We start from the raw sequence: 20559 nt of genomic DNA, 5'->3' as shown, positions 1-20559 counted from the left end.
CGACCGGGGGAAGTGGTCGTGTTCGCGCCGTGGGGTCGGCAGACGGCTCGTAGCCTGGACTCCGCGACTCCCCCAGGGAAGGAAACCGCGCCCGTGGACGGCACCCCGGACCCGTACGAGGTCGACATCCCCTTCGGTACCCGTCTCAAGCTGAGCCGCACCAGGCGAGGCCTGACCAGGGAGGTGCTGGGCGGCCTCGTGGGTCGTTCCGCCTCGTGGGTCAAGGCCCTGGAGACCGGGCGGCTGGGCACGCCGAGACTCCCGGTCCTCCTGCGCCTGGTGGAGGCACTACACCTTCGTGACCTGGCTGAACTCACCGGAGAGCAGTCCGTGCCCGTGGAGTTGTTCAGCGGCCCGGGGCACACGCTGCTGCCGAGGGTCCGAGCGTCGGTCAACGCCCTCACGCTGGGCGACGACCATCCGGTTCCCACGGTGGAGCGGCTGCGCGCCCGGCTGGCGGGGGCGTGGCGGGCGCGGCACGCCGCGCCCAACCACCGCGACGTGGTGGGGCGCCTGCTCCCCGGGCTGTTCGATGACGCCCAGCGGGCCGTGCGCGGCGCCGAGGACGGGGCGCAGCGACGCGCGGCGAGCTCGGTGCTGTCGGAGGTGTGCTCGCTGGCGCAGTTCTTCATCGCCTACCAGCCCGCGCAGAGCCTCCTGTGGCGGGTGGCCGAACGCGGCATGGTCGCCGCGCAGGAGGCGGAGGACCCGCACGCGCTGGGGGTGGCGGCCTGGCTGCTGGCCCACGCGCACCGGGACGCCGGTGACTGGGAGGCGGCGGACGCGGTCACCGAGGAGGTCAGCCGACACCTGGAGCGGCACCTGCCGGACGCCGACACGGACGTGCTGGCGGTGTGGGGCGCGCTGCGGTTCGAGGCGGGGTACACGGCGGCGCGGCGCGGAGAGGCGGGGACGGCGTGGCGGCACTGGGACACCGCCCGGAAGGCCGCCGAACGGCTGCCCGCGTCCTACTACCACCCGATGACCTCGTTCTCCCGGCCGGTGATCGGCGCTCACGCGGTGACCGTGGCGGTGGAGCTGCGCAGCGGGCACGAGGCGGTCCGCCAGTCCGGGCGCGCCCCGGCGGAGGCGATCCCGTCACGGCCGCGCGGGGCCCGGCACCGGATCGAGCAGGCCCGCGCCCACCGCCTGGCCGGACAGCGGGACGAGGCGCTGCGGGTGCTGGAGGCGGCGCACGCGGCGGCGCCGGAGACGGTCCGCTACAACGCCTTCGCCCGCAGCATGGTGTTGGAGGAGCTGGAGTCACGCGATCCCCGGCGCCGCGATGGGGCGGGGGTTCTGGCGGGTCGAATCGGCCTGATGTCCTGAGCGGGCGAACGGTCTCGGCACAGGGGACACAATCTGTACCCTTCGCATCCCCACCGCCACCTAGAGTGGTCTCATGTCAGAACCGCGGGTGACTCGAGGGGGCGCCCGGGGTCCGTTCAACAGCGCGGGGGACGCCGTGAGCGACGCCGCCGTCATCGAGGCCGAGGACCGGTCAACCCTGGAGGCGTGGGCGCGGGCCATGCACGCGACGGTCCTTCCCGTGGCCGAGAACTGGTGGTCGATCACCTACCAGGCCGAGGCGGGACTGCCCGACGGCACACGGGTGCGCTGCCGCTACCGGTACGTGATCCCGCACCAGGCCGCCCTGCGGCGCTGGAAGCGCACGTACGTGGTGGGTCTGGTGCACACCAGCGGCAGCGCGCGCTGCCACCACGTGCGCCAGGTGATCCCGGTGGGCGACTCCGAGCCCGAGGAGCGGCACCGCGCGGAACTGATCGCCTCGGCCCTGGTCACCACCGAACGCCAGGACGCGTGCGGTGCGAGCGTCGGCAACCTGGAGGTCTACGTTGTCGAGCGGGCCACCCTGTGGAAGCCCGGGGTGGCCCGCTACTGAGCGGACCACCCCGGGGCGCCGGGTCGCGCGCGTCTACGAGAAGTACTCGTGGGCGGTCCGCGCGAGCAGGGTGGCGCCGTCCTCGATGACCCGGTTGGCGGCCTCACCCACGCACACGGCGGCGAACTCCGGCTGGTGGTTGCTCACCGGGAAGCAGTCCAGGCCGATGTAGGGGTGGATGGCGGGCACGTGCTGGGAGACGTTGCCCATGTCGGTCGAGGCGCGGTTCATCGTCTGGTGTTCCACCGGGGCGTCGAACCGGCGACCGATCGCCAGGGCGTGGCGCGTGTAGATCTCCAGGGCGCGCTCGTCCGTGCGGAACTCGGAGTAGGGCTGGGACTCGGGCGTGAACTCCAGCTCGGTGTCGGTGGCCAACGCCCCCGCCTCGAAGCACCGCTCCACCCGTTCCCTGAGCGGCTCCAGCTCGGCCAGGGTCCGGGCCCGGGTGTACCAGCGGCCTTCGGTGACTCCGGGGATGGCGTTGGGGGCCTCCCCTCCGACGGTCTGGATTCCGTGCACCCGGGTGTTGGGCGGGAGCTGCTGGCGCATCAGCCCCAGGGCCACCTGGGCGACCACGAAGGCGTCGTTGGCGTTACGGCCCTCGTGCGGGTAGGCGGCCGCGTGGGCCGTCCGCCCGGTGAAGCGAACGTGGTCGTGGGCGACCGCGTACGGCTCGGCCCGGGGAGCGTCGACCGGTCCCGGGTGGGCCATCAGCGCCAGGTCGAGGCCATGGAAGGCGCCCGCGTCCAACAGCTCGACCTTGCCCCCGCCACCCTCCTCGGCCGGGGCGCCGACGACCTCGATCCGCAGGTCGAGACGGTCCGCCCAGGGCCGGAGCGCGATCGCGGCGCCCACCGACATCGCGGCGATCAGGTTGTGCCCGCACGCGTGGCCGAGGCCGGGCAGCGCGTCGTACTCGACGACCAGGCCCACCCTGCGGCTGCCCGACCCGTAGGAGCCGTGCACCGCCGTGGGGAAGCCGAGGTAGGAGGTGGTCGTCTCGAAGCCGTACTCGTCAAGGAGCTCGGCCGTCCACGCGGCGGCGCGGTGTTCCCGCCAGGCGGTCTCCGGATGCGCGTGCAGGGTCTCGGAGTAGGCGATCAGCCGCGCGAGCTGGTCGGAGGCATCGGGCGGGCGGCGCGTCTCAGCGGTCATCGCCGGGCACCCCGTATCCGGGCGAGGCGGCCGGGTCCAGGCCGCGCTGGACGTAGTCGTCGCGCTGGGGCAGCCAGACGTCAAGCAGCCCTCGCAGCGCCTCGACGGGTTCGTCCTGCCAGTCCACGCGCAGGTCCGTGTCGCGCCAGCCGTGGCCGGACACTGTGGACAGCCCGGCCGAGTACACCGGCCCGGCCTCACCGCCCGCCGCCAGTGCGGCCGAGAGCGCCGTGAGCAGGCGTTGCTCCAGCTCTCCCCCGGCCGAGGCGAAGGCCTCGCACATGATCGCGGGGATGTCGGCGCGGGTGAGCATGTTGCCCGCCGCCGCGCAGTGCGGACCGGTGGCCTCGCCGTGCACGCCGAGGGTGAGCCCTCCGCTGAACGTCGCCGCCGCACCCGAGGCGTCCACCACGGTGAGCTGGCGGTAGTCGGAGTTCGGGGCAGCCCCGACGACCTCTTCCAGGGCCGCCTCGGGGCTCGCGCCCGCCTCCAGCCGGTCCAGCAGGGCCGAACCCAGCCGGGGGTCGGTGATGTTCTGCGACGCGACGGCGCCGACGGAGTCCCGCAGGTGGACGACGCGCGCGGCGACCGCCGGCGAGGAGGACACCGCCGCGACGCCGAACCTGCCGTTCTGGTGTGCCGCGATGGAGAAGGTCACTCCCGGCCTCCCGAGATCACGGCGGTGGCGTCGATCTCCACCAGCCACTCCGGCCGGGCCAGCGCCTGGACGACGATCCCGGTGGAGACCGGGTGGACGCCCTTGAGCCAGCGCCCCATCTCCCGGTACACGTCCTCGCGGTAACGCGGGTCGACGAGGTAGACCGTCACCTTGACGATGTCCTGGAGTCCGCTGCCCGCCTCCCGCAGGAGGAGGTCGATGTTGGCCATGGCCTTCTCGGTCTGGGCGCGGACGTCGCCGACGCCCACGGACTCCCGGGTCTCCAGGTCCTGGCCGATCTGGCCGCGAAGGTAGACGACTCCCCCGGCGACGACGGCCTGGCAGAGGTCGTTGTCGAGGTTCTGCTCGGGGTAGGTCTCGCGGGTGTTGAACTTGCGGATGCGGGTGTGCGTGGTCATGGGTGCTCTCACCTCTGGACGTGGGTCAGGCGCGGGTGGGCGTCGTTGTGTTCCATGTATCCCCTCTGGATGGAGATCTGGTCAGCCACGTAGCTCGCGTCGTGCCAGGCCCCCCAGAGGAAGCTCGATCCCCGGCGCGACTGCCAGGGGAGCCCCACGAAGTAGACGCCGGGCTCGCTGGAGACCCCGCGCTGGTGCCTCGGCCTGCCGTGCTCGTCGCAGGCGTCCGTGGGCAGCCAGCCGTAGTCGGCGGAGAAGCCCGTGGCCCAGACGACGGAGGTGACCCCGGCTGCGGCGAGATCGAGTTCGGGGACGGGGTCGGTCACCGAGTCCGGAAGGTCCCCAAGGACCCTGGCCCCAGGCTCCTCCGGGAGGTCGAGCCCGTTGCGGGTGACGTAGGCGTCGGCCTCGTCCAGCAGCGCCAGGTAGTTCGCGTCGCCGCCGACGACGTTCTCCCGCAGGTCGGAGGCGAAGCGCACGGTCCCGCCCTCGTAGGTCTCGGTCCGGCCCACGAGCGTGACGCCCCGGTCGGCCAACCCCCGGAAGTCCACGGTGTGGCCGCCGTGCGCACCACTGACCGCGATCGTCACGTGCTCGGCGCCCTGGGGCGGGGTCGAGGCCTCCCACTTGCCGAGCACGCCCAGCCACCAGACGAAGTCGTGTCCCCGGTACCGGCGCGGAGGACGGTCGTGCGGGCCGACGGACAGGTACACAGGACGCCCGGAGGCGCGGAGTTCGTCGGCGATCTGCACGCCCGACGACCCGGACCCGACCACGAGGACGCCGCCCTCGGGCAGCTGAGCGGGGTTGCGGTAGCCGCTGGAGTGGATCTGGACCGGCCCCTCCCCCTCGGGAACGATCGGCGGGATCACCGGGCGCTGGAAGGGTCCGGTGGCGGCCACGACGTAACGCGCGTCGTAGACGCCGTCCGAGGTCTCCACACGAAAGCCCCTGCGGCCGTCGTGCCTGCGCACCGAGGTCACCTCGACCCCGCAGCGCAGCGGCGCGTCGATCCTCTCCGCGTAGGCGGCCAGGTAGTCGGCCACCTGTTCCTTCGTGGCGAAGTCCTCGGGTCCGAGACCGTCGAACTCCATTCCGGGGAACCGGTCGTGCCAGACGGGCCCGTTGGTGACCAGTGAGTCCCACCGCTCCGAACGCCAGCGCTCGGCGACGCGGTGGCGTTCGAGGACGACGTGCGGCACACGGCGGTCGCTCAGGTGCTCGCTCGTCGCGATCCCGGCCTGCCCCCCTCCGACGACGACGACTTCGATCTCCTCAACGGACATACTGCTCTCCACTCCCATGGACGGTTGCGAGGTACTGGTGGGGGCTCGGCCGCGCGAGCCCCCGGGCACGGGGGCGGCGGGTCAGACCCGCGCGCGGTCGCTCTCGTGCAGAAGGTCGGATCCCCTGGTCTCGGGCATGGTCCGCAGGGTGAGTGCGCCGATGACGCCGATCACGATCATCGTGAAACCGGGGACCATGGAGCTGCCGGTCACCGAGATCAGCCAGGTCATCAGGTACGGCAGGGTTCCCGCGAAGAAGGCACCGGCGACGCTGTAGGCCATGGAGAGGCCGCTCTGGCGGGTGCGCGTGGGGAAGAGTTCCGCCACCGTCGAGGCGTGCGTGCCCAGGATGACGGCGAGGATCACCGCGAGTCCGAAGGTGGCGAGGAAGGCCGCCCACGACGTGTTCGCCTGCATGAGCAGGAAGAGGGGCACGGAGCCGACGATCATCGCCCCGGCAGCGGTGTACAGCACCGGCTTGCGGCCCACCCGGTCGGAGATCATGCCCGACAGCGGGATCACACCCATGGCCACCACCGAGGCGGCGGCGGAGAGCAGGGCGGCCCGGTCCGCGGGCACCCCCACGATCTCCTCCTGGTAGGTGATCAGGTACACGAGGACGATGTAGAAGGTCGAGTTCATGAACGTCTCGATGCCCACCGTCTGGAGGAACTGCTTCCCGTTGGAGCGGAAGACCTCCACGACCGGCTGGCTCGGGACGTTGTTCATGTCCTCCAGCGCGCGGTACTCGGGCGTGTCCTCGATCTTCAGGCGGATGTAGAGGCCGACCGCCGCCATGGGCACCGTCAGCAGGAAGGGGATCCGCCAGGCCCAGTCGAGGACGACCTCGGCCGGGAAGACCGCGTGGAGCGCCCACACCGCGAACGACGCGCACAGGAACCCGGCGACCGAGCCGAACTCGATCCACGAGCAACCGAAGCCCCGCCGCTTGGGCGGAGAGAACTCCGCGAGGAAGGCGGCGGCGCTGCCGAACTCCCCGCCCGCCGCGAGCCCCTGGATCACGCGGGCGACCACGAGCAGGATCGGCGCGAGGATGCCGACGGAGTCGTAGGTGGGCAGCAGCCCGAGCATGAGCGTGCCCGCCGCCATCGAGATGATGACGATGGACAGGGTGGTCTTGCGTCCGAACCGGTCTCCGAGGTGGCCGAACAGCACGGAGCCGATCGGTCGCACGAAGAACGCCACGGCGAAGACCGCGAACACCGAGAGCAGTCCGGTGGTGCCGTCCTGCTCGGGGAAGAAGACCTTCGCCATGGTGGTGGCCAGGTACGCGTAGACGGCCCAGTCGAACCAGTGGACGAAGACGCCCACCGCTCCGGCGAACACGCTGCGGCGCAGGTCCTTCCGGTCCACTGAATCCGGGGTCGCACCGGTCATCTCGCCTCCTGGGGACTCGTTACTCAAGGCACGGACGGGCCCGGGGGACGCCCTGCCTGTGGCCTGGGTCACGAGTATCGAGGTGCGAAGTACGATCTGTACAACACATAGATCTGAACTTAACCATCGGAAAAACTGATAACCGAGAGTGGGACGGGCATGGCGGACGTGAGCCTGCGTCAACTGGAGTACCTGACGGCCGTCGCGAGGCACGGTTCGGTGACCGCCGCCGCGCGCGAGCTGTTCGTGTCGCAGTCGGCGGTCTCGACCGCCCTGGTCGAGCTGGAGTCGGCCCTCGGCATCACCCTGTTCGTGCGCTCACAGAAGGGGATGCGGCTCACCACGTCCGGCCAGCGCGCGATCGCGGCCGCCGACAACGTGCTGGCCAGCCTCGACCAGTTCAGGGAGTCGGCGCGCCAGGAACGGGAGCAGATCGAGGGAACGCTCACCATCGGCTGCTACGCCACGATCGCGCCGATACTGCTGCCGAGGGTGATCGCCGAGTTCTCCCGCCGCCACCCCCAGGTCCAGCTCTCCTTCGTCGAGGCCGCGCACGAGAGGCTCCTGGAGGACCTGCTGAACACGCGGATCGACCTGGCGATCACCTACGACTACAAGCTGGCCTCGGTGCGCACCGCGAGCGGGGTGACCGCGCTGCCTCTGCGGTCCGAGCCCCCGTACGTCCTCGCCCCCGTGGGCGGGGCGGTGAGCGCCAAGGAGCGGCCGAGCCTGGCCGACCTGGCCGTCGAACCGCTGATCCTGTTCGACCTGCCGCCCGGCGGCGAGTACTTCCTCGGCCTGTTCACCCGGGCCGGGCTGACCCCGAACGTGCGCTTCCGGACGACCAGCTTCGAGATGGTCCGAGCCCTGGTCGCCCGTGGCCTGGGCAACGCGCTGCTCACCCAGCGCACCGTGTTGGAACGCAGCTACGAGGACCTGCCCTACGCGACCCGGGAGCTGGACGTCGAGCCCGAGGGGCTGGGCATCGAGATCGTCCAGCTGACCGACCGCGCACCGGTCCGGCGGACACAGGCCTTCATCGAGGTCTGCCGGGAGGTCGTCGTCTGATCCCGAACGGGAGGGGCGCCCCCGGGCCCGCAGATGGCGGGCCCGGGGGGGGACGATTCACTAGCGGATCGAGGCCGCGACGATGTCCTCGACCTGGCGGACGATCGCCTCGCGCTCCTCCTCGAAGGCCGGATCGGAGATGCTCCCACCGGAACCGAGGTTCAACACCGGGGTGTGGACGTGACCCGCGGGGACGTCCCCTTCGGTGGCGTCGCGCAGCAGGGTGTTGCGGTACGCGATCTCGTTGGAGAGGTAGTTCCCTCCGCCGCCGGACCGCGCCTCGGAACCGGGGGTGGGTCCGTCCGGGCGCACCACTGGCGCGGTCCCACCCGCCGGGATCTCGGTCACCTCGGTGTTGTCGACCACGGGGAAGGGAGCCCCGGTGGTCTCCTCGGCGATGGCGGTGCGGTCCAGGGAGGAGTCGGACCACTGGGGCTGGGGAGTGACGGTGGGGGCACCCTCGGGGACGGGGATGATCTCGGGCGTGCCGAGCACCTCGTTGTCCTCGAAGCCACCGCGCCAGGCACCGTTGTGCGCCTCGAGGTCGAACCTCCCCGGCGAGCCCTGGCTGACCGTGATGACCGCGTCGGCCGGCTGGTCACCGGTGTAGTAGGGCAGGAGGGACTGCTCGACCATGCCGTCGGTGAAGTCCCGCCAGCGCACCGGGTAGAGCATCGCCTTGACCACCGCGACGCCGTCGGCGGTCTCCAGCACCGCTCCGTCGAGGGCCAGGGCCGCGGCCCCGGAGGGGTTGGCCTGCCGGATGTCGTCGTCGAGGAGGAACGGGTCGAAACCGGTGACGACCACGTGGCTGACGTCGGCTCCACCGGGGGCCTCGGCGAAGTCCTCGCCGTTCTGGCCCCGGGAGCGTCGTTCCAGGTCGGCCACGAGTTCGGCGCGCTCGGTCCCGCTCAGCGCGAAGCCGGGTTCCCAGCGGTTGAGGGCGGAGGTCATGGCGAGCCTCGCCCAGTAGAGCGGCCGGTCGTCCTCGGCGCTCAGGTCCCCCTCCACCTCCCCGGGGGCCCGGACCCGCTCCACCGCGTCGCTCCAGAGCGCGTCCCCGTGGCCTTGAACGACCGCTCCGGCACCGTCGAGGTCGGACGCCCCGCACAGCTCCTCTTCGAAGCGGTCCACGGCGGCGTCGAACCCGGACCCGAGCAGGATCTCCCGCGGGACCTCCTGCTCGACCCGTGCCTCCTCCACGGTCGCGCCCTCCTCACCCAGGCAGCCGTCCGCCCGCTCGGCGTACGCTGGAGGCACGAGCGCCAGGGCCGGAGCCATGACGAGCGCCGACGCGGCGACACGGGAACCGGTCCGCCATGGCCGCGCGCTCCCGTTCACTACGGTTGATCTGTTCGACAAGATGTCCCGTCCTCTCAGTTGTTCGCCTCATTGACGTGACCGCGGAACCATCACCACGGCAGGATCTCGGGGATCGGGTCACCGCCCCGCAGGTGCTGGTCGCAGAAGGCCAGCACGGTCTCGTTCCATGCGCGGCCGTTGGAGGGTGTGAGCACCCAGTGGTTCTCACCGGTCAGCTGGAGGAACCGGTGCGGCATCGTCTCCGGCGGGCCGTCCCAGCCCGAGACCAGGTCCCACCACATCCGCAGCGCCTCGCTGACCGGCACCCGGTAGTCCCGGTTGCCGTGGGTGATCAGCACCGGTGTGACCACACGAGACGCGCCCTGGTGCGGGGAGTTGTCCCGGTACCACTCGGGCTGCTGGTCCTCGTGGCCGTGCACGCGCATCTTCTTCGCGGCGGCGTCGGTGGTGCGGTGCTGTTGCCCCATCGCCCACGAACCGGCGTGGGTAACGACCGCCGAGAAGCGGTCGGTCCGCCCGGCGATCCAGCTGACCATGAAGCCGCCGAAGGAGGCGCCGAGCAGCGCCGTGCGCGCACCGTCCAGTTCGGGGCGCTCCAGCTCCTGGTCCAGCAGTGCCTCGCACTCCCCGTAGACGACCTCCGGCAGCCTGGGCCAGCCCCGGTTCAACCCCGCGTGCCCGTAACCGCTGGACATGGCGAAGTCGGGCATCAGCACCGCGTAGCCCCGGGCGACGGCCAGCCACGGGCACCACCGCCAGGACCACGCGTTGAAGGAGCTGTGCGGGCCGCCGTGGATCCACAGCATCACGGGAGCCGGGTCCGCCTCGGAGGCGCCGTCGGGCAGGCACAGCCATCCGCCGACCCGTACGCCGCCGACGTCGGTCCACACCCGTTCCAGGGCGCCGGGCAGGGCGTCCACCGAACCCGGCGCGGGGAGTTCGGTCCGCTCCCCGTCGGACGCCAGACGCACCGGCCGGGCGGGGGTGGCGACGTCGGAACGCAGCGCGAACAGGGAGCCGTCCGGAGCGGGAGCCAGCGAGGTGAAGACACCGGCGTCCGCCAGGGTGCGGGCCTTCCCGGTGCTCGGGTCGACGGCGAGCACGGCGCCGGAGGAGTGCAGATCGCCGGTGACCAGGAGGGTGCCGTCGTGGCTCCAGACGTACCCCCTGATCGTGAGGTCTCCGACGTCGACCCCGACCGGCTCCCCACCCGTCAGCGGATGGATCTCCAGGAAGTCGTAGCCGGTATCGGTGGGTGTGGAGATCGTGATGCGCGTGAGCGCCAGGTGGGCGCCGTCGGGCGAGAACACCGGCGAGCCGTACTCCTGGTGTTCGTCGGCGGCCAGCAGAGTGGTTCGCTCGCGGCTGTCGGTGTCGATGAGGACGACACCGGTCCGGGTCTGCCCGCGCTCGACCCGTTCGGTCCAGGTCGTCGCGACGGTTCGGCCGTCCGGGGACAGGTCGGCTGACGCACCCGAGAGGGCCAGGGTGTCGACGCCGTCGGTCAGATCGCTGACCCCACCGTCGGGGGAGACGAGCACCAGGCGCGGGCTGACGTCGCCGAGCTCGTGGTCCCAGCGGCGGATCGGCATGCCGGTGTGCCAGATGGTGCTCCGCTTGGCGGCCTTCCGATCCTTGCGACGTTCGGCGTCCTCCTCCAGGGTGGCCCCGGCCAGGACATTCGTCTTCGCGAGGATCGAGCCGTCCTCCGCGACGCCGGAGACGCTCAGGCCTCCGGGGGTCCGGGCGACGAGGATCGCCTCCCCGTGTTCGGGCAGGCGCCAGACGGCCGCCGCGCCCTCAGCCGAGTCGTCGTCCGGGTCGGGGCGCCGGGAGGTGAAGAGCAGCGAACCGGCGGGGGTGAGCCGCGGTGCGTCCTCACCGTCCGTGGAGAAGGTCAGTCTCCGGGCCGGGGTCAGACCCTCCGGGTCGAGCGCCCACAGGGCCGATCGTCGTTTGGACCCGTGTTCGTCGACTTCGTCGATCGAGGCCACCACCCGCCCGTCGGGTCCGGCTGCCACGGCGGTGACTCTGGGAATCCGCGTGAAGGCGTCGATGTCGGCGAAGTCGGAGAACGAGGCAGATATCGGTGAAGGCACCGGCTCACGGTATCGCGTGCGGAGAACGCGCCACAGGGCGGGACGGCGCGCGGTGCCAGGCCCCAGAGAGCCCGCCCGGATGTGCGCCGAGAGCGGGCGCCGACGCCGTGACCGACGAGATCGCCGCGCATGGGATCCGCTTGGTGACCCTCGCCCGGATCGCCGCACGTACCGGCCCCGGCCATCGGGAGCGTCCGGCACCACTTCGGTCACAGCCTCCGCGAGGTCATGCGCTTCACGGACATGCGAAAGGGCGTCCACCTGAGTGAACGCCCTTCGTTGTCGGGACGGCGGGATTTGAACCCACGACCCCTTGACCCCCAGTCAAGTGCGCTACCAAACTGCGCTACGTCCCGGCCGCTGAGCGGCGGCGTCTCCGCCCCGCCAACAGGTGAAACTTTACCGCATTCGGAAGGGCGCTCGAACCAGTTCGGCTCCCGCTCGGGTCCTCGGGCGAGGGCTCGTCGGCGAACTCGGGCTCAGCCCCACCTGGAAACCCTGGTGGTCACGCAGCCAACGCCAACCGGGGCAGACGGACCCCCGTCAGTGCCGTTGAGCTTGTGCCGGGTGTTTCGCACGGGCAAGACGGTGAGGCAGAGCGTGGCGGGGCGCCGACGACGACCCCGTCGGTCAGTCCCGTGGGGCCAGCGTCTCCCCCATTCACTCCCGGCCCGGACTGGGACCGCCTCCCCTGACCAGGGGCGTCAGCGTGCTCGGACGGATTCGTCCCTCGCGAACGGGAGCCGGGATCAGTGTTCGGCGGCGCGCTCGGTCAGCCAGTGGAACAGGCTGGGGTCGGTCCCCATCTCCGGGTGCCACTGGACGCCGAGCACGTTGAACACGTCCGTGTACTCCAGTGCCTCGACCGTCCCGTCCTCGGCCCAGGCGGTGGCGGACACGTTCCGGCCCAGGTCGGCGACGGACTGGTGGTGGTAGGTGGGCACGTCGAGCATGGTGCGGCCCAGCACCTGGGCGGTGCGGGAGTGCTCGGCGACGGTGACCGGGTGGGTGTCGAAGACGCCGACCCGCTGACGGTGTCCGGCGTGCCCCACCAGGTCGGGCAGGTGCTGGTTGAGGGTCCCGCCCCGGCACACGTTGAGCAGCTGCATGCCCCGGCACACCCCGAGCACGGGCAGGCCCCGGGCGAGCGCCCCGGCGAGCAGGTCCACCTCGGCGGTGTCCCGGTCCGCCCTGACCCCCGCCGTGTGCTCGCTGGTCGGGGATCCGTACCGGCCGGGGTCGATGTCGCCGCCCCCGGCCAGCAGCAGCCCGTCCAACCGATCCAGCGCCCCGGCGATCCCGGCCACCGGCGGCAGCAGCACCGGGACCCCGCCGCTCGCCGCGACGGAGTCCACGTAGTACTGCGGCAGCAGTGTCGCGGGCAGGTCCCAGGCCGGACCCCACCGGGCCTGCTCCGCGTAGGCGCTGATCCCGACGACGGGTGACATGGATCCTCCTGCGTGCACGAGTACGTACGGACGGTCACCAGACTAGATCGGGGTGACGTAGGCCCCGGAGATCCCGCCGTCCACGAGGAAGTTGGAGGCTGTGACGAACGAGGCGTCGTCACTGGCCAGGAAGGCCACGGCGGCGGCGATCTCGGTGGCGTCGGCGAAGCGGCCCAGCGGGACGTGGACCAGGCGGCGAGCGGCACGTTCGGGGTCCTTGGCGAACAGCTCGCGCAGCAGCGGCGTGTCCACCGGCCCCGGGGAGAGCGCGTTGACCCGGATGCCCTCGCGGGCGAACTGGACGCCCAGTTCCCGGCTGAGCGCGAGCACCCCGCCCTTGCTGGCGGTGTAGGAGATCTGGGAGGTGGCGGCGCCCATGGTGGCGACGAACGACGCCGTGTTGACGATGGCTCCCTTCCCCTGTTCGCGCATGTACGGCAGGGCGTACTTGCAGCACAGGTAGACGGAGGTGAGGTTGACCTCCTGGACCCGCTTCCACGCGTCGAGGTCGGTGGTGAGGATGGAGTCGTCCTCGGGCGGCGAGATCCCGGCGTTGTTGAAGGCCACGTCGACGCCGCCGAACTCGTCACGGACCTGGGAGAACAGCGCCTCCACCTCGGCCTCGTCGGTGACGTCGGCACGGATGAACCCGCCGCGGGTCTCCTCGGCCACGCTGCGGCCGCCCTCCTCGTCGAGGTCGACGGCGACGACGGTGGCCCCCTCCTCGGCCAGGCGGCGGGCGGTTGCGCGGCCGATGCCGCCCGCCGCCCCGGTGATGACGGCGACGCGGTCCAGGAATCGGTTCATGGTGTTCCTCCGGCTCAGGTGTCGTCGGACAGGAAGACGGTCTTGGTCTCGGTGAACGCGTCCAGGGCGTCGGGGCCCAGTTCACGGCCGATGCCGGACTGGCCCATGCCACCGAAGGGGGTCCAGTAGCGCACGGCGGAGTGCGAGTTCACCGAGAGGTTCCCGGCGCGCACGGCGCGGGACACCCTCAGGGCGCGGCCGAGGTCGCGGGTCCACACGGACCCGGCCAGCCCGAACTCGGTGTCGTTGGCCAGGCGGACCGCGTCGGCCTCGGTCTCGAAGGGCAGGACGGAGAGCACCGGGCCGAAGATCTCCTCGCGGAAGGCGGGTTCGGCCGGGTCGTGGGTGGTGAGCACGGTGGGCGGGAACCAGAATCCGGGACCCTGTGGCGCCCCGCCCTGGAAGGCGATGGTGGCGCCGTCCACGTAGGCGGCGACGCGGTCGCGCTGGGCGGCGCTGATCAGCGGTCCCATCTCGGTTCCGGGGTCGCGTGGATCTCCGACCGCGATGCCCTCCACAACGGGGCGCAGGAGTGCCAGGAGGCGTTCGTACACGTCGGCCTGGACGAGGAGGCGGGACCGGGAGCAGCAGTCCTGTCCCGCGTTGTCGAAGGCGGCCATGGGCGCGGCGGCCGCGGCCCGCTCCAGGTCGGCGTCGGAGAAGACGATGTTGGCGCTCTTGCCGCCGAGTTCGAGGGTGACGCGGGTGAGGTCGTCGGCGGCGGCCGCCATGATCCCCTTGCCCACGCGGGTGGAGCCGGTGAAGACGATCTTGGCGACGTCGGGGTGGCGGACCAGACGGTCCCCAGCCACTGGCCCGGCGCCGGGCAGTATCTGGAGTACACCGTCGGGCAACCCGGCCTCCCGGGCCAGTTCGCCGATGCGCAGGGCGGTGAGCGGAGTGAGTTCGGCGGGTTTGGCGATGACGGTGTTGCCCGCGGCCAGGGCGGGAGCCACGCCCCAGGACAGGACCGGCATGGGGAAGTTCCAGGGGACGATGACCCCCACGACGCCGAGGGGTTCGGCGAAGGTGACGCTCCAGCCGCCGGGGACCGGGATCTGCCGACCGGTGGCGCGTTCGGGAGCGGCGGCGAAGTACGTGAACACGTCCCTGGCGTTGCCCGCCTCCCAGCGGGCCTGACCGATCGGGTGTCCGGCGTTGGCGACCTCCAGCTGGGCCAGTTCCTCGACGTGGGCGTCGATGCGGTCGGCGACGGCGCGCAGCAGGCGGGCCCGTTCCCCCGGCGGGGTGTCGCGCCAGGCGGGGAAGGCCGCGGCCGCGCGGGCCACGACGGCGTCGGTCTCCTCCACGGAGGCGAGGGGGACGGTGGCGATGACCTCCCCGGTGGCCGGATCGACCACCTCCTGCTCCCGTGGTCCGTGCTGATGGGGCCGCTGGCCCGGTGCGGCTTCGCTGGTTCCCACAGGGGTTCCTCCCTCGTGCCGATGTCTCTGGTGCCCGCCCCCGCGCTGAGGGGGAAGCGATCGTCTACATCCGTTCGAAGCCCCGGAAGAGCTCCCAGTCGGTGACGGCCGCGTCGAAGGCGGCCAGTTCCACACGCGCGTGGTTGGCGTAGTGGGCGACGACCTCCTCGCCGAAGGCCGCGCGGGCCAGCGCGCTGCCCTCCCACAGCTCCAGGGCCTCGCGCAGGGTGGTGGGGACGGATCGTGCGTCGGAGGTGTAGGCGTTGCCGGTGAGGGGGTCGCCCGGTTCGATTCCGTGCTCGACGCCGTGCAGTCCCGCGGCGATGAGGGCGGCGTTGGCCAGGTAGGGGTTGACGTCCCCGCCGGGGACGCGGTTCTCCACTCGCAGGGAGTGCCCGTGGCCCACCAACCGCAGGGCGCAGCTGCGGTTGTCGTGGCCCCAGGCCACTGCCGTCGGGGCGAAACTGCCCGGGACGAAGCGCTTGTAGGAGTTGATGTTGGGTGCCAGCAGCAGGGTGAACTCACGGAGCGCGGCGAGCTGTCCGCCGAGGAAGTGGCGGCCGGTCTCGGAGAGTCCCTCGCCCTCGGCCAGCAGCGGGGTGTCGTCCGCGTCGCGTAGGGAGAGGTGGATGTGGCAGGAGTTGCCCTCGCGGTCGTTGGGCTTGGCCATGAAGGTGAGTGCCATGCCCTCCTGCGCGGCGATCTCCTTGGCGCCGTTCTTGTAGACGCTGTGGTGGTCGCACGTGCGCTGGACCTCGTCGAAGCGGAAGGCGATCTCGTGCTGGCCGAGGTTGCACTCACCCTTGGCCGACTCCACGTAGAGCCCGGCGGCGGTCATCTCGTTGCGGACGCGGCGCAGGAGGGGCTCCACCCGGGCCCCGCCCAGAACCGAGTAGTCCACGTTGTACTGGTTGGCGGGGGTGAGGTCGCGGTAGGCGTTGTTCCATGCCTGTTCGTAGGAGTCGCGGTAGACCACGAACTCCAGTTCGGTTCCCGCGTAGGCGCGCCATCCGCGTTCGTCCAGGCGTCGGCGTTGACGGTCGAGGACCTGTCGGGGCGAGGCGGCGACGGGGGTGCCGTCGTGCCAGGTGAGGTCGGCGATGACCATGACGGCGCCCTCGGCCCAGGGGGTGCGCCGCAGTGTGGACAGGTCGGGGGCCATGACGAAGTCGCCGTAGCCGGTCTCCCAGGAGGACATGGCGTAGCCCTCGACGGTGTTCATGTCGACGTCCACGGCGAGCAGGTAGTTGCAGCCCTCCGTGCCGTGGGTGAGGGTCTCCTCCAGGAAGTAGCGGGCGGAGAGCCGCTTTCCCTGGAGGCGTCCCTGCATGTCGGTGAAGGCGACCAGGACGGTGTCCACCGTTCCGGCGGCCGCCTCGGTCCTGAGCTGGTCCAGCGACAGTGGGGGGAGGCTGTCTCGCACCTGGGGCTCCTTGTCCGCGCGACTGCGCTCGGGAGTATGGTTCGACTTCAGACCAATGGTGGGACATGCAACCAGGAGCCCTTCGGCGCTGTCAATGGCCTCTCCCCGGAGGAGGCTGCCCAGCGCCCGGAAGGTGCCACCTCCCAACCAGGCCACCATCGAGCAGAAAAGGAACAAGCATGAACCTTTCGGGCGGTGACCCGTCAGGGGTCGCGGCCGAGGCCGTGTTCCGGACCGTGCGGACCGGCAACCCGTTCGAGGAGACCGTGGAACGCCTGCTGTCCGCGATCCGGTTGGGCGTGGTCGGCCACGGGGAGCGCTTCCCGGCCGAACGCGAGCTCGCCGCGCGGCTCGGGGTCAGCCGGATCACCCTTCGCGACGCCCTGCGCGCCCTCCAGGAGGCGGGGTACGTGGAGTCCCGGCGCGGCAGGTCCGGCGGCACCTTCGTCACCTACGTGCGCCCGAGGCCCAGTCGGAGCGAGGCCCAGCGGGTCCTGCGGGACACCGGAACGAACCTGGACGACCTGTTCACCCACCGGCGTGCCCTGGAGACCGGCGCGGCCGTGCTGTTGGCCGAGAAGGGACTCACCCCCGAACAGGAGGACCTGCTCGGCGATCGCCTGGAGGCGACAGAGGAAGCCGAGGTGGAGGACTACCGGCGTCTGGACACGGTGCTGCACCTGACCCTGGCCGAGCTGACCGGGTCGGCTTCGCTCACCCGAGCGCTCACCGAGGTGCGCATGCGGGTCAACGACCTGCTCGACGCCATGCCGATGCTGGTCAGAAACCTGGAGCACAGCAACGCACAGCACTGGGAACTGGTGCGGGCGATCCGCGAGGGCGAGCCGGAGGCGGCGCGGCGCGCGGTCCGCGAACACCTGGAGGGCAGTGAGGCGCTGATCCGGGGTTTCCTCTCCTGAGCAGGGCGGGGCCTGGGCCGCACCCCCCCTGGTAGGCCCACCCGGACACCTGACCACCCTGCGTGCTCCGCCTCACCTCCGGTCATCGGGGAAGGGTTCGCGGTCAGTGTTGGACGCCCTCGCCGAACGTGGACGAGAAGCGGGGGCGAGGGCGTGTGTGGTCAGCCGACCGGGGCGTCCCAGGTTCCTCCGGCCGCGCGGTCCTGGGCCTCCAGGGGCGGGACCCGCTCACCGGCGGGTACCGGACCGGGCGGGGTGCCCTTCCCGAAGGGACTGCCCCCGAGGGCCTCCCTGCCGTGCGGGGTGAGCCAGGCGCCGGGGTCCGGGCCGATCGCCACCACGCCCGGGGGGTTGATGGCGGTGTGCACCCGGTAGTAGTGGACTCTGATGTGCTCGAACTCGGTGGTGTCCCCGAACCCGGGCGTCTGGAACAGGTCCCGCGCGTACGCCCACAGCGCCGGGTACTCGACGAGCTTGCGGCGGTTGCACTTGAAGTGACCGTGGTAGACGGCGTCGAACCTCGCGAGGGTGGCCCACAGCCGCAGGTCGGCCAGGGTGATGTGGTCGCCCACCAGGTAGCGGCGGCCGGTGAGACGATTCTCCAGGGCGTCCAGCCGGTCGAAGACGCCGGTCACGGCCCGGTCGTAGCGCCGCTGGTCGGGAGCGAAACCGGACCGGTAGACACCGTTGTTGAGGTCGCGGTAGACCTCCGCGCTCACGGCGTCGATCTCCTCGCGCAGGTCCTCCGGGTACAGCTCCGGAGCCCCCTCCCGGGTCAGGTCGCCCCACTCCGTGGCCATGTCCACGCTGATCTGGTCGAAGTCGTTGGACACCAGGTGTCCGCTGGGCACGTCGACCAGTCCGGGCACGCTCACCCCGCCGTCGTAGGCGGGGTCGCGGGCGAGGTAGGCCTCGCGCAGGGCGTGGATGCCCAGGACCGGGTCCCGGCCGCCGGGGCTGCCGGTGCGCTCGCTGAACACCCAGTGCGGGTCGCCCTCGATGATCTCCTGGACCGGGTCCGTGACGGCCAGGGAGACGGCGCCCTCGAGCCCCATGAGCCGCCGGGTCATCACCACGCGGTGCGCCCACGGGCAGGCCCGGTTGATGATCAGCCGGTGACGTCCCGTTTCGGCCGTGCGTCCGAAGCGACCGTCAGCGGTGACCCGGTCGGCGAAGGCCGCCGGATCCCGTTTGATCTCCTCGGTGGGGAGCTTGTTGGCCCTCATACCGGCTACCTCCGGACGTTGGGGAACGATGGGGTCCAGAAACGACCCTAACCCTCGCGGCGGCCGCGAAACGGTTGTCCACAGGCTCTCTTCTTCAGGCGCCGGTTTCCAGTTCGGCCATGACCTGTCGGGCGATGGCGCGCCCGGCACGGTTGGCGCCGATGGTGCTGGCCTGGGGGCCGAACCCGGCGAGGAAGAGGCGCGGCTCGCGGACGGCGCGGCCGTTCTCGACCCGGACCCCTCCGCCGGGTTCACGCAGACGCAGGGGTGCCAGGTGGGTGAGTTCGGAACGGAACCCGGTGGCCCAGACGATGGCGTCCACGGACGTCAGGGAGCCGTCGGCCCAGCGGACTCCGTCGGGTTCGATCGCGGTGAACATGGGTCGGGCCACGAGGAGCCCCCGGTCGCGTGCGGCGAGGTTCTCGGGGGTCGCGGGCAGGCCCGTGCCGCTGATGATGCTGGGTAGTGGCAGCCCGGCCCTGGCGGCCTCGTCCGCCCGGCGCACCGCGCGGACCCCGGCCTGGGGGTCGTCGACGAACTCGACCGGACGTCGGGTGGCCCAGACCGTGCTCGCGGCGACCCCCTCCAGTTCCCGCAGGAATCCCACCGCCGAGGTACCGCCGCCCACCACCAGGACCCGCATCCCGGCGAAGTCCTCGGCCGCCCGGTACTCGGGCGTGGAGACCTGCACGCCCCGGAAGTCGGCGGCCCCTGCGAAGTAGGGGCGGAAGGGGCGCGCCCAGGTCCCGCTGGCGTTGACCACCGCCCGCGCGGAGACGTCCCCCTTGTCGGTGGCGACCAGGAGGCTGGATCCCTCATCGCTCACCGAAGTGACGCGGACCGGCCGCACCACGTCCAGCCCGAACCAGCGTTCGTGGCGTTCGTAGTAGTCGCGCACCACCTCCCGGGCGGGCCGCGCGGGGTCGGCGCTGGCGAAGCTCAGACCCATCTCGCGCATCCCGGGGAGGTCGTCCACCTTGTGGGCGTCGTCCAGGCGCAGTGACTCCCAGCGGAACTGCCAGGCCCCGCCGCTGTCGGGCCCACGGTCCAGGGCCACGAACCCGGCCCCGGGTTCGAGCCCGAGCCGCCGCAGGTGCCAGGCGACCGAGAGCCCGGCCTGTCCGGCTCCGATGACCACCACGTCCGCCGCCTCAGGCAGGACCCCGCCCAGAACACCCTCCACGACCGCTCCTCACGTTCGTCCACCATCCGTTGGCAACAACGCGGCGCCCCGGTTCATGCCGGGGCGCCGCGCACGGAGGAGCGTCGTCGGGGGCCACTGGCGGACCGAGCGCTGCAAGTTCACCGTGGCCTCACCCGAAATCCCGGCAACGGTCTGCGCGATCGGGGTCTGCCACGGTGTTCGCGCCCGAGTCTCCCTCAGTCGTGGCCCACCACGGAGTCCGCGATCGCCCAACGAGCCACAGCACGGTGAGCCCGAAAAGTGACATGTGCGGGCGTTCACCAACGCGGCGCCCCGTGAAGCGGTCGAACCCGTGGGCACCACTGGCCCCACCGGAACCCGTTCGGTGGACGCTCCCGGAGCCGCCCACGGTCACGGCGGGCCGGTCGGGGTCATCCCGGGGCGAGTTCCCCCAGCAGATCCTCCACGTGCCGTCGAATCCGGTCGCGGATCGGCCGCACGGCCTCCACGCCCCGCCCCGCCGGGTCGGGCAGCTCCCAGTCGAGGTAGCGCCTGCCGGGGAAGAACGGGCAGGCGTCGCCGCAGCCCATGGTGATCACCACGTCCGAGGCGCGGACAGCCTCCTCGGAGAGGACCTTCGGGGTGTTCTCGGCGATGTCGATCCCGACCTCCGACATCGCCGCCACCACCGCCGGGTTGACCTGGTCGGCGGGCGCGGAACCGGCCGAGCGCACCCGCACGCGGCCAGCGCCCAGGTGTTCGAGGAACGCCGCCGCCATCTGGGACCGCCCCGCGTTGTGCACGCAGACGAACAGCACCTGCGGAACCGCCACCTCCGAGGGCGAGTTCTCCATCGTG

General features: G+C 71.7%; 18 protein-coding genes and 1 tRNA gene. 4 read left to right on the top strand and 15 right to left on the bottom strand.

All coding sequences use genetic code 11. The features are described 5' to 3' along the window. The first annotated feature begins 93 nt into the window (after positions 1-93). Both KBX21_RS16575 and KBX21_RS16570 read left to right on the top strand, forming a co-directional pair. A complete protein-coding gene (locus KBX21_RS16575; protein WP_210842444.1) occupies positions 94-1329 on the top strand; it encodes a helix-turn-helix transcriptional regulator in 1236 nt (411 codons plus the stop codon). A 73-nt stretch (positions 1330-1402) separates the two neighbouring features. After that, complete coding sequence (locus KBX21_RS16570) at positions 1403-1903, top strand: hypothetical protein (protein WP_234003837.1); 501 nt, start codon at positions 1403-1405, stop codon at positions 1901-1903. A 33-nt stretch (positions 1904-1936) separates the two neighbouring features. Here the strand turns inward: KBX21_RS16570 and KBX21_RS16565 are convergent, their stop codons facing one another. From KBX21_RS16565 to KBX21_RS16545, 5 genes are all read right to left on the bottom strand, one after another. Then, positions 1937-3058: a M20 family metallopeptidase gene (locus tag KBX21_RS16565; protein WP_210842443.1), complete on the bottom strand. Its 1122-nt coding sequence runs from the start codon at positions 3056-3058 to the stop codon at positions 1937-1939. Then, positions 3048-3716 carry a DUF1028 domain-containing protein gene (locus KBX21_RS16560; RefSeq protein WP_049567834.1) on the bottom strand — a complete coding sequence of 223 codons (669 nt, stop codon included), beginning with the start codon at positions 3714-3716 and terminating at the stop codon, positions 3048-3050. The genes KBX21_RS16565 and KBX21_RS16560 overlap by 11 nt, the downstream gene beginning before the upstream one ends. Continuing rightward, positions 3713-4135 (bottom strand): RidA family protein, encoded by a 423-nt coding sequence (locus tag KBX21_RS16555; RefSeq protein WP_049567837.1) that lies wholly within the window; start codon positions 4133-4135, stop codon positions 3713-3715. Before KBX21_RS16555 ends, KBX21_RS16560 begins: the two co-directional genes overlap by 4 nt. 8 nt (positions 4136-4143) lie before the next feature. After that, complete coding sequence (locus KBX21_RS16550) at positions 4144-5421, bottom strand: NAD(P)/FAD-dependent oxidoreductase (RefSeq protein ID WP_049567840.1); 1278 nt, start codon at positions 5419-5421, stop codon at positions 4144-4146. 81 nt (positions 5422-5502) lie between these two features. Next, positions 5503-6819: an MFS transporter gene (locus KBX21_RS16545; protein ID WP_049567843.1), complete on the bottom strand. Its 1317-nt coding sequence runs from the start codon at positions 6817-6819 to the stop codon at positions 5503-5505. 159 nt (positions 6820-6978) lie between these two features. Between KBX21_RS16545 and KBX21_RS16540 the strand changes: the two genes are divergently transcribed. Continuing rightward, a complete protein-coding gene (locus KBX21_RS16540) occupies positions 6979-7887 on the top strand; it encodes a LysR substrate-binding domain-containing protein (RefSeq protein ID WP_049567846.1) in 909 nt (302 codons plus the stop codon). 60 nt (positions 7888-7947) lie between these two features. Here KBX21_RS16540 and KBX21_RS16535 read toward each other — a convergent pair whose 3' ends face one another. From KBX21_RS16535 to KBX21_RS16505, 7 genes are all read right to left on the bottom strand, one after another. After that, complete coding sequence (locus tag KBX21_RS16535) at positions 7948-9168, bottom strand: pyroglutamyl peptidase (protein WP_210842486.1); 1221 nt, start codon at positions 9166-9168, stop codon at positions 7948-7950. A 131-nt stretch (positions 9169-9299) separates the two neighbouring features. Continuing rightward, positions 9300-11309, bottom strand: coding sequence for a prolyl oligopeptidase family serine peptidase (locus KBX21_RS16530; protein WP_210842442.1), 2010 nt, complete (start codon positions 11307-11309; stop codon positions 9300-9302). A 282-nt stretch (positions 11310-11591) separates the two neighbouring features. Next, positions 11592-11665, bottom strand: a tRNA-Pro gene (locus KBX21_RS16525). Between the two features lie 393 nt (positions 11666-12058). Beyond that, the gene (locus KBX21_RS16520) at positions 12059-12757 is read right to left on the bottom strand and encodes a gamma-glutamyl-gamma-aminobutyrate hydrolase family protein (RefSeq protein WP_210842441.1); all 699 of its coding nucleotides are present in this window, start codon (positions 12755-12757) and stop codon (positions 12059-12061) included. 42 nt (positions 12758-12799) lie between these two features. Beyond that, the gene (locus KBX21_RS16515; protein WP_017544620.1) at positions 12800-13564 is read right to left on the bottom strand and encodes a 3-oxoacyl-ACP reductase; all 765 of its coding nucleotides are present in this window, start codon (positions 13562-13564) and stop codon (positions 12800-12802) included. A 14-nt stretch (positions 13565-13578) separates the two neighbouring features. After that, entirely contained in the window at positions 13579-14988 is a 1410-nt protein-coding gene (locus KBX21_RS16510; RefSeq protein WP_210842440.1) for an aldehyde dehydrogenase, read from the bottom strand. A 64-nt stretch (positions 14989-15052) separates the two neighbouring features. Then, the gene (locus tag KBX21_RS16505) at positions 15053-16411 is read right to left on the bottom strand and encodes a glutamine synthetase family protein (protein ID WP_210842439.1); all 1359 of its coding nucleotides are present in this window, start codon (positions 16409-16411) and stop codon (positions 15053-15055) included. A 179-nt stretch (positions 16412-16590) separates the two neighbouring features. On the opposite strand from KBX21_RS16505, the gene KBX21_RS16500 reads away from it, so the two are divergent. Further along, on the top strand, positions 16591-17331 hold the full coding sequence (locus tag KBX21_RS16500) for a FadR/GntR family transcriptional regulator (RefSeq protein ID WP_210842438.1): 741 nt from the start codon (positions 16591-16593) through the stop codon (positions 17329-17331). 161 nt (positions 17332-17492) lie between these two features. Here the strand turns inward: KBX21_RS16500 and KBX21_RS16495 are convergent, their stop codons facing one another. The 3 genes from KBX21_RS16495 to KBX21_RS16485 form a co-directional block, all read right to left on the bottom strand. Then, positions 17493-18557 (bottom strand): glutathione S-transferase family protein, encoded by a 1065-nt coding sequence (locus tag KBX21_RS16495; RefSeq protein ID WP_210842437.1) that lies wholly within the window; start codon positions 18555-18557, stop codon positions 17493-17495. A 94-nt stretch (positions 18558-18651) separates the two neighbouring features. Continuing rightward, on the bottom strand, positions 18652-19740 hold the full coding sequence (locus tag KBX21_RS16490) for an NAD(P)/FAD-dependent oxidoreductase (RefSeq protein ID WP_210842436.1): 1089 nt from the start codon (positions 19738-19740) through the stop codon (positions 18652-18654). Positions 19741-20132: 392 nt separating this feature from the next. Then, complete coding sequence (locus KBX21_RS16485; protein WP_049568009.1) at positions 20133-20555, bottom strand: arsenate reductase ArsC; 423 nt, start codon at positions 20553-20555, stop codon at positions 20133-20135. Between the last annotated feature and the right edge of the window lie 4 nt (positions 20556-20559).

This window comes from Nocardiopsis sp. B62, from assembly GCF_018070675.1.
Classification (GTDB): Bacteria; Actinomycetota; Actinomycetes; order Streptosporangiales; family Streptosporangiaceae; genus Nocardiopsis; species Nocardiopsis prasina.
The sequence above is the reverse complement of the archived record's forward strand: the minus strand, read 5'-3'. Positions and strand labels throughout refer to the sequence as shown.